General features: G+C 61.8%; 8 protein-coding genes. 4 read left to right on the plus strand and 4 right to left on the minus strand.

Annotated features, from left to right (window positions below; translation table 11 throughout):
* Positions 1-603: LysR family transcriptional regulator (locus JAO85_RS25255; protein WP_202789287.1), on the minus strand; the 603-nt coding region annotated here is incomplete at its 3' end.
* A 93-nt stretch (positions 604-696) separates the two neighbouring features.
* On the opposite strand from JAO85_RS25255, the gene JAO85_RS25260 reads away from it, so the two are divergent.
* The 4 genes from JAO85_RS25260 to JAO85_RS25275 all read left to right on the plus strand — a co-directional run bounded on the left by JAO85_RS25260 (position 697) and on the right by JAO85_RS25275 (position 4,273).
* Positions 697-1,689 carry an IS5 family transposase gene (locus tag JAO85_RS25260; RefSeq protein ID WP_046462891.1) on the plus strand — a complete coding sequence of 331 codons (993 nt, stop codon included), beginning with the start codon at positions 697-699 and terminating at the stop codon, positions 1,687-1,689.
* Positions 1,690-1,904: 215 nt separating this feature from the next.
* Entirely contained in the window at positions 1,905-3,116 is a 1,212-nt protein-coding gene (locus tag JAO85_RS25265) for a sterol desaturase family protein (protein WP_068595704.1), read from the plus strand.
* Positions 3,113-3,682 carry a hypothetical protein gene (locus tag JAO85_RS25270; RefSeq protein WP_068595701.1) on the plus strand — a complete coding sequence of 190 codons (570 nt, stop codon included), beginning with the start codon at positions 3,113-3,115 and terminating at the stop codon, positions 3,680-3,682. The genes JAO85_RS25265 and JAO85_RS25270 overlap by 4 nt, the downstream gene beginning before the upstream one ends.
* A 9-nt stretch (positions 3,683-3,691) precedes the next feature.
* The gene (locus JAO85_RS25275; RefSeq protein ID WP_068595699.1) at positions 3,692-4,273 is read left to right on the plus strand and encodes an NADPH-dependent FMN reductase; all 582 of its coding nucleotides are present in this window, start codon (positions 3,692-3,694) and stop codon (positions 4,271-4,273) included.
* A gap of 114 nt (positions 4,274-4,387) precedes the next feature.
* Here JAO85_RS25275 and JAO85_RS25280 read toward each other — a convergent pair whose 3' ends face one another.
* From JAO85_RS25280 to JAO85_RS25290, 3 genes are all read right to left on the minus strand, one after another.
* Entirely contained in the window at positions 4,388-5,587 is a 1,200-nt protein-coding gene (locus JAO85_RS25280; RefSeq protein WP_068595691.1) for a type II toxin-antitoxin system HipA family toxin, read from the minus strand.
* Entirely contained in the window at positions 5,580-5,831 is a 252-nt protein-coding gene (locus tag JAO85_RS25285) for a helix-turn-helix domain-containing protein (protein WP_202789288.1), read from the minus strand. Before JAO85_RS25285 ends, JAO85_RS25280 begins: the two co-directional genes overlap by 8 nt.
* A 104-nt stretch (positions 5,832-5,935) precedes the next feature.
* Entirely contained in the window at positions 5,936-6,727 is a 792-nt protein-coding gene (locus tag JAO85_RS25290) for a Crp/Fnr family transcriptional regulator (protein ID WP_084819830.1), read from the minus strand.
* Positions 6,728-6,987: the final 260 nt, after the last annotated feature.

Below are 6,987 nucleotides of genomic sequence, written 5' to 3' on the forward strand. Positions count from 1 at the left end.
GAGAAGCAAGTGCCGCTGCCCATCCCCACCAAAAACTGGGTGGCGCTGACCCGCCTGCCCTGGATGCCCGCCGACCAGATGATCCCGCCGCACATAGAACTCCGCATACAGCTTGCCCAGCGGGGCGATCACCAGATCCGGATCAGTGGGCACAAACGCCAGGCTGGCGATAAAGAAGTCCAACGTCTCGTTGCGCAAATGCTCGGTCAGGTACGGGGCTTTGTTCACATCCACGTAAATATGGATGCCTGCGTAGTGGGTTCGCAAATCGCACAGCAAGCTTTGCAGAACGGTTGCCGCCGGGTAGGGGCCGACACCAAAGGCAATGTCGCCGATTTTGCGCTCGCGGTACAGCGACACGTCGCGCTCCAGGCAGCGGCTGTCAAACAGCAGCTTGCGGGCACGCTCCACCACGAAGGCTCCGGCATCGGTGCAGGTCACCTCGGCGGTGCCACGGTTAAAGAGCAGCAAGCCCAGCTCGTCCTCCGCCGCCAGGATGCTGCGGCTGAACGCGGGCTGGCTCAGGTGGCACTGCTCGGCGGCGCGACCAAAGTGGCGGGCATCGGCCAGGGCCACCACGTGACCCATACGTTTCAAATCCATGGCAATCTCCTTTGCGATGCACCAAACGCATCGATTCTTAAGGATGGTCTGCAAAACCTCCGCATGCAGCCCTGAATGTGAGACAGTGACAGCATGAAGCAGATGAGCCTGAGCACCACTGGATTTGAACGCAAGACCAAGAGAACGCGCAAGCGCGAGTTCCTCGACGAGATGAACCTGGTCGTGCCTTGGGCTGAGCTTGTGGGCTTGATTGCGCCACACGCGCCGGCGCGTGGCGCCAAAGGTGGTCGTCCACCGTTTGCTGTGGAAACGATGCTGCGCATTCACTTTTTGCAGCAGTGGTTCAACTTGTCTGACCCGGCCATGGAAGAAGCCCTTTATGACACGCCGATGTTCCGTGAGTTTGCCCGGCTGGACATGGGAGAGGACCATCTTCCCGACGAAAGCACCATCTTGCGTTTTCGCCATTTGCTCGAAGCTCACGATCTGAGCTTGCAAATCTTGGCAACCGTCAACGCCACGCTCACCTCCAAGGGTTTGCTGCTCAAGCAAGGCACAGTCGTGGATGCGACGTTGATTGCGGCGCCGAGTTCGACCAAGAACAGCACAGGCGCGCGCGACCCCGAGATGCACCAGACCAAAAAGGGCAACCAGTGGCATCACGGCATGAAGGCGCACATCGGCTCGGATGCTGATTTGGGGCTGGTGCACAGCGTGACCACCACGGCGGCCAATGCACACGACATCACCCAGGCGCACGCGTTGTTGCACGGGCAAGAAACCGACGTCTTTGCCGATTCGGGCTACCGGGGTGTTGAAAAGCGCGAAGAAATTCAGACCAAGCACCCGGATGTGAAATGGCACATCGCCATGATGCCTGGCAAGCGAAAGGCCATGGACAAGAGCACGCCCATGGGCAGCATCCTGGAGCGGTTGGAAAAGACCAAAGCCAGCATCCGTGCCAAGGTGGAACATCCGTTTCGTGTCATCAAGCGGCAGTTCGGCTACGTCAAGGTCAAGTACCGTGGGCTGGCCAAGAATACGGCCAATCTGATGACGCTGTTTGCACTGTCCAACCTGTGGATGGTGCGCAAACGGCTCTTGAATATGGGGGCGCAGGGATGAGTGCGCCCAAAAACGGCCAAGGGGCCACGACTGGGGCTCAATACGCCCCGTATCTGCCCTTTGAACGCAAAAAAGTGTCGTCATCTGAAATAACAGCCCCAAGCCGCCGCGTCAGCGGTGGTTGTGCAGACCTTCCTTAACTAAAATGCAATGGACGTTTTGCCCCGCTGCTTTAACAATCACTGGGCTTTCGCATACCTATATAGGAGACAACCGTGAACCCCCTTGTATTTGCCCTACCGATATTTTTTATCGCCATCGCCTTCGAGGTCTGGCTGCTGCACCGCAAGAAAAAACTGGCGCTGTATGACCTGGCCGATGCGCTGACCAGCGCCCACATGGGCATCTTCATGCTCATCTTCTCGGTGTTCATCAATGTGGCCGTGTACACCGTGGTGTACGACAACTTCCGTCTGGCCGAGTGGCCCATGGACTCCATCGTGCTGTGGGTTTTGGCGCTGTTGTTCTACGACTTTTGCTACTACTGGGTGCACCGCCTGGGGCACGAGGTCAGCTTTCTCTGGGCCTCGCACATCGTGCACCACTCGTCCGAGTACTACAACCTGAGCACCGCCCTGCGCCAAACGGCCTCCGGCAAAGCTGTGGTGTGGATTTTTTACCTGCCCATGGCGCTGATGGGCGTGCCGCCCAAGATGTTCGTCATCGTCGGCCTGATCGACCTGCTGTACCAGTTCTGGGTGCACACCGAGCTGGTGGGCCGCATGGGCTGGTTTGACCGCGTGTTTGTGTCCCCTTCCAACCACCGCGTGCACCACGGCCAGAACGATTACTGCATCGACAAAAACTACGGTGGCCTGCTGGTCATCTGGGATCGCATGTTTGGCACCTTTGCCGAAGAGCGCGTGGGCGAAAAAATCACCTACGGTGTGCGCAAGCCGCTGCAGAGCTACAACATCTTGTGGGGCAACCTGCACTACTACGTGGACTTGTGGAAGCTGGCTGGCCAGACCAAAGGCTGGCGCGCCAAGCTGGGCGTGTGGATGGCCCCACCCGGCGGCTGGACAGACCAGCCCATTGAGCACTTTGACGAGAAAAACTTCACCCGCTTCGCCCCCAGTTCCACGCTGCGTGGCTACGCGGCGGCTCAATCGGCTGTGCTGCTGATTTTTGCGGTGCACTGCATCGCCGGTGCGGGCAACCTGCCGCTGGCGCAGGGCCTGGGCTACGGCGTACTGCTGGGCCTGAGCTACATGAGCATCGGCCTGATGCTGCAAGGCACCAGCTGGGCGCGCTCGCTGGAACTGGTGCGCGTACTGGGCATGGGCGCGGGCCTGGCGGCTTCCGCCAACTGGTTTGGTTTTGACATGCCCATGGCGGCTCGCGCTGCGGGCGTGCTGTGGGCGCTGACCAGCGCATTCTTCCTGATGCGTCAGGGTAAACAAACTTCTATGGGAGTCGCTGCATGAACGCCGACGCACTATCTGACCTGATTCTCGCGCTGGTATGCGCCTACCTGGGCTGGAGCGCAGGCCGCCAGCGGGCCGCCTGGACGGGCGGCATGTTGATCTTGGGCATCGCCTCCACCTTGGGCGTGCTGCGCTTCAGCGAGGTGCCCTGGGCCCTGGGGCCACACAAGTTCATGAGCGTGTTCTCGGCCTGTGTGTCGTTCACGCTGTTTGCCATCGCGCTGCGCTGGCCGTTCTCGCCTACATCCACCCGCATGGCTGCCGCCGGGCGCTTTATCGTGCTGGTGGGTGGCTTTGGCGTGTCGGCGGCGCTCACCGTCGCTCCCTGGTGGGGCCAAGCCTTGCCGGGCCTGAGCATCATCCTGATCGTGGCCACCATGCTGCAGCGCAAGTCGCTGGTGGGCATTCTGGGTGCGCTGTCGTTGGTGGGTGGTTTTGCGGTGTTTGCTGCGGTCAAGCCCGATGTGCTGCTGGCCGGCATGTTCAACAAGGTGCAGGCGCTGCATTACCTGCTGGCCATTGGTTTGCTGCTGCTGTCGCGCGTGAAGCTGGACAAAGATCTGTAAGCTCAACCCATGAAACTCCTGGTCTTCGCAGGCAGCACCCGCCTGAACTCGTACAACCGCCAACTCGCCCGCGTGGCCGCCAACATGGCCCGCGCGGCCGGGGCGGAGGTCTCGCACATCGAGCTGGCGGACTTTGACATCCCGCTCTACAACGCCGACCTCGAATCCCGCGGCACCCCTGCCGACGTGATTCGGCTCAAAGAGTTGATGGACGCGCACCCCGCCTGGCTGATTTGCTCCCCTGAGTACAACGGCAGCTACACCGGCTTGCTCAAAAACACGCTCGACTGGGCCAGCAGCCCGGTCAAGGGCCATGCCGTGTGGAGCAATGGCGACAAGCCGTTTGCGGGCAAGGTGGTGGGCTTGCTCAGTGCCTCCGGTGGTGCCATGGGCGGCTTGCGTTCGCTCAACACCTTGCAGCCCATGCTGATGAACCTGCAGTGCTGGGTCAACCCGGTGCAGTACGCACTGGGCCGAGCTGGCGAGGCGTTTGATGGCGAGGGCGAGCTGCACTCCCCGGCGCAGTACAACGGCGTACGCGCGGTGGTGGACAAGACGCTGTGGGCGGCGGCCAAGCTGAACGCCGCCTGAGCGCCGACCAGGACTATCTGCGTCAATTTTGAGAGGCTTTTTGGCCTCTAGCCCGCATAGATACTGCGCAAGCAGCTATGAAATGTGTAGCAACTTGCGCCAACCGATAAGCCCCTATGGCTGATTGGAGTGCTTCAAACCCACACTCCATTCCGCCAGCATGGCTGCCCCTACCGTCTGAAAGGCGGGGGTGCCGTGCAGGTGCTGCCGCAGCTCCTGCGCCGCACGCAACACACCCTGCGCCACCGCCCCCAGCAGCTCCCTGGCCCGCGCCTCGGTCATGTTGCAGTGGGTGCGGGCAAAGGCCAGCAGCGCCTTCGCAGCGGGCCAGCGCTTGCTGCCGCCCAGGGTGAGCGCCAGGATATCCGCAGGCTTGTACGCGGTGGTGGTCACCAGGTCGTAGATCGGGGCCAGGCGGACTTCGCTTTCGGCATCGTCATACAGCACCCCAAAATTCTTCAGATGCGCATCGCCATTTTTCAGGGCGCACGACAAGGCCAGCGCTTTGAAAAATTGCGCCAGCGCGGGCCGCACCTGTTCGGGCGACACAAAATCACGAATGCGCCTGGTAACGCCTTCGTACGAGCCATCGTATTTCTGGCTGGCGGTTTTGCCGTTGAGCACGCAAAAGTCTTCAAACCCCAGGTACACCCCGTCGCGCAGATCAAAGCGCTCCACCAGCAAAAATTGGCCGCCGCTGGATAGCGCACAGGTCGGCACTGCCAGCCCCGCATGCAGGGCCGCCCGCATGCAAAAGTATTCGTTCTCGGCCAGGCGGGGGTAGTCGTCCGTCCAGGCTTTGACGATGTGCGTCGCCCCCCGGTGCGAGAGTCGGCTCAGGGCCGCACTGTCGCGCACCAACACCTTGGGCATGGCCCCCGAGATGCCGGAATGCACGGCGTAGCGGGCCAGCAGGCTGTCAAACAAGCCTTCCGCGCCATCGTGGGCCAGCAGGTCGGTCAAGTTTTCGGTGGGCACCTCGGGTGCGGCCTCGCCCGGCCGGGCAAAGCGCAGCCGCCCGATTTGCGATTGCCCCACCACCTGCAGCAAGGCCAGCGCATCAAAGTGGGGAATGACTTTGCTGAACTCTTTGCGCAGGCGCTCGGCCAGCGCACCCTCGGGCAAGTTCATGTCAAACACCGGATGCAGCACTTTGGTGGCCGAGGCGTACTGCTCGGGCACCACGGGCATGCTTAAGGACACGGCACACGGCGGCTGGCACTGCGCGTCGTAGCCAAACTGGTATCTGTCCGCATCAGACTCCGGCCTGAACAAGCGCCCCGCCAACTGCGGGCCGACGTAAACGTTAAGCACGCTGCTGCTCCTTCAGAAGCTGCTGCAAGGTGGGCCGCCGCGTCTTTTCCTGCGCCACCAGTTCCAGCCCCAGCGCCGCGCACAGCGACAGCACTTTGCGGATGCCGATCTCGGGCACCGTGCCGTTTTCAATGCCCGAAATGGTGGCGCGGCTCATCCCCAGTTGCTGCCCCAGACTGGCTTGCGACAGCTTGCGGCTTTTGCGCGCCAGGCAGATGTGTTGACCGATTTTGTCCAGATCCATATGCATCCTATGCAGTGCAATTCATCACCATTTAGATAACATGCATTGTATGAGATGCAAAACAATGGTCAACCACACCGTTGTCGCTGCCTGTGTCGGTGCTTCTATACGCTGTCTGTTGCCACCCGCTGCAACAAGCCCGCATCCACCACCGCAATCTGCCGGTAGGTGATGCGAATCAGCCCCTCGTCGGCCAGCCGGCGCAGCTCTTTGTTGACGATGGGGCGGGTGTAGCCCAGCATATCGGCCAGCTCGCTTTGCGACACGCTCACGCACCAGTCGGGCTGCGCGCTGCCCGGCGGGCGGAGGTCTTCCATCACTTGCAGAATGATGCGGGCACAGCGCTGGCGCAGCGGCAACAGCGCCATGTCGGCCAGCTCCTGGTAGAGCTGGCGGTTGCGGGCATACAGCAGGGTGTGGATGGCCGCGCCAAAGGCGGGCACGCGCTGCATCAGTTGCACAAACTGCGCCCCCGGCATCAGCCATAGCGCCGTCTCGGGGCCGGCGCGTGCGTCGTGAATGGCGCTGCCGCCGTCCAGCACAGGCAGCATATTGAACAGTTGCCCGGCGCCCAAGGGCCGCACGATGTGCACCTTGCCCAGCGCGTCGACCAGCCCCACCAGCAAATAGCCCGACAGCACCACGCACACCTGTGGAACCGGGTCGCCATGCTGCTGGTAGGTTTGCTCGACCGCCAGCGCCTTGTAGCTGCCCATGGCCACCAGCGCGGACACCACGGCCTCCCCGACACCGCCAGCCGTGCCAACGCCCGAAGCGGCATCGAGCTGCTGCACCAAAGGCGACTGGCGCAGCACCTGCGCCGCCAGCGTGGCCCAAACACCGGTGCCGCCCGAACCAGCAGATGCTTGCGAAGACTTATTGCGTGGGTTTGTCATTTTTAGAACAGACAGTGTGCCGCCAATTCACAACACTCGCCGTCGGTATGAACAACACATCCGCCCAAAGCGATAACGAGAGAGAGACGCACACATGAGAACCATTATCCGTGGCCTGTTAGGCCTTTTAGCCATCCTGGTGGTGCTGGCCATCGGCCTGTTGCTCTGGGTCAAGGGCCTGGCCAAAGACACCGGCCCCGAAGGCCGCCCCACCTACGGCAGCTACACCTGGGCAGACACCAAGCCACCCCGTGGCGGCC

It is taken from the genome of Comamonas sp. NyZ500 (genome assembly GCF_016772095.1).
In the GTDB taxonomy this organism is placed as follows: domain Bacteria; phylum Pseudomonadota; class Gammaproteobacteria; order Burkholderiales; family Burkholderiaceae_C; genus Comamonas; species Comamonas thiooxydans.

What these genes read in the sequence shown, in the direction of transcription:
- JAO85_RS25260 (WP_046462891.1), top strand. Translation starts at nt 697, where the DNA reads ATGAAGCAGATGAGCCTGAGCACCACTGGATTTGAACGCAAGACCAAG.
- JAO85_RS25285 (WP_202789288.1), bottom strand. Translation starts at nt 5,831, where the DNA reads ATGGATCTGGACAAAATCGGTCAACACATCTGCCTGGCGCGCAAAAGC.
- JAO85_RS25290 (WP_084819830.1), bottom strand. Translation starts at nt 6,727, where the DNA reads ATGACAAACCCACGCAATAAGTCTTCGCAAGCATCTGCTGGTTCGGGC.
- JAO85_RS25270 (WP_068595701.1), top strand. Translation starts at nt 3,113, where the DNA reads ATGAACGCCGACGCACTATCTGACCTGATTCTCGCGCTGGTATGCGCC.
- JAO85_RS25275 (WP_068595699.1), top strand. Translation starts at nt 3,692, where the DNA reads ATGAAACTCCTGGTCTTCGCAGGCAGCACCCGCCTGAACTCGTACAAC.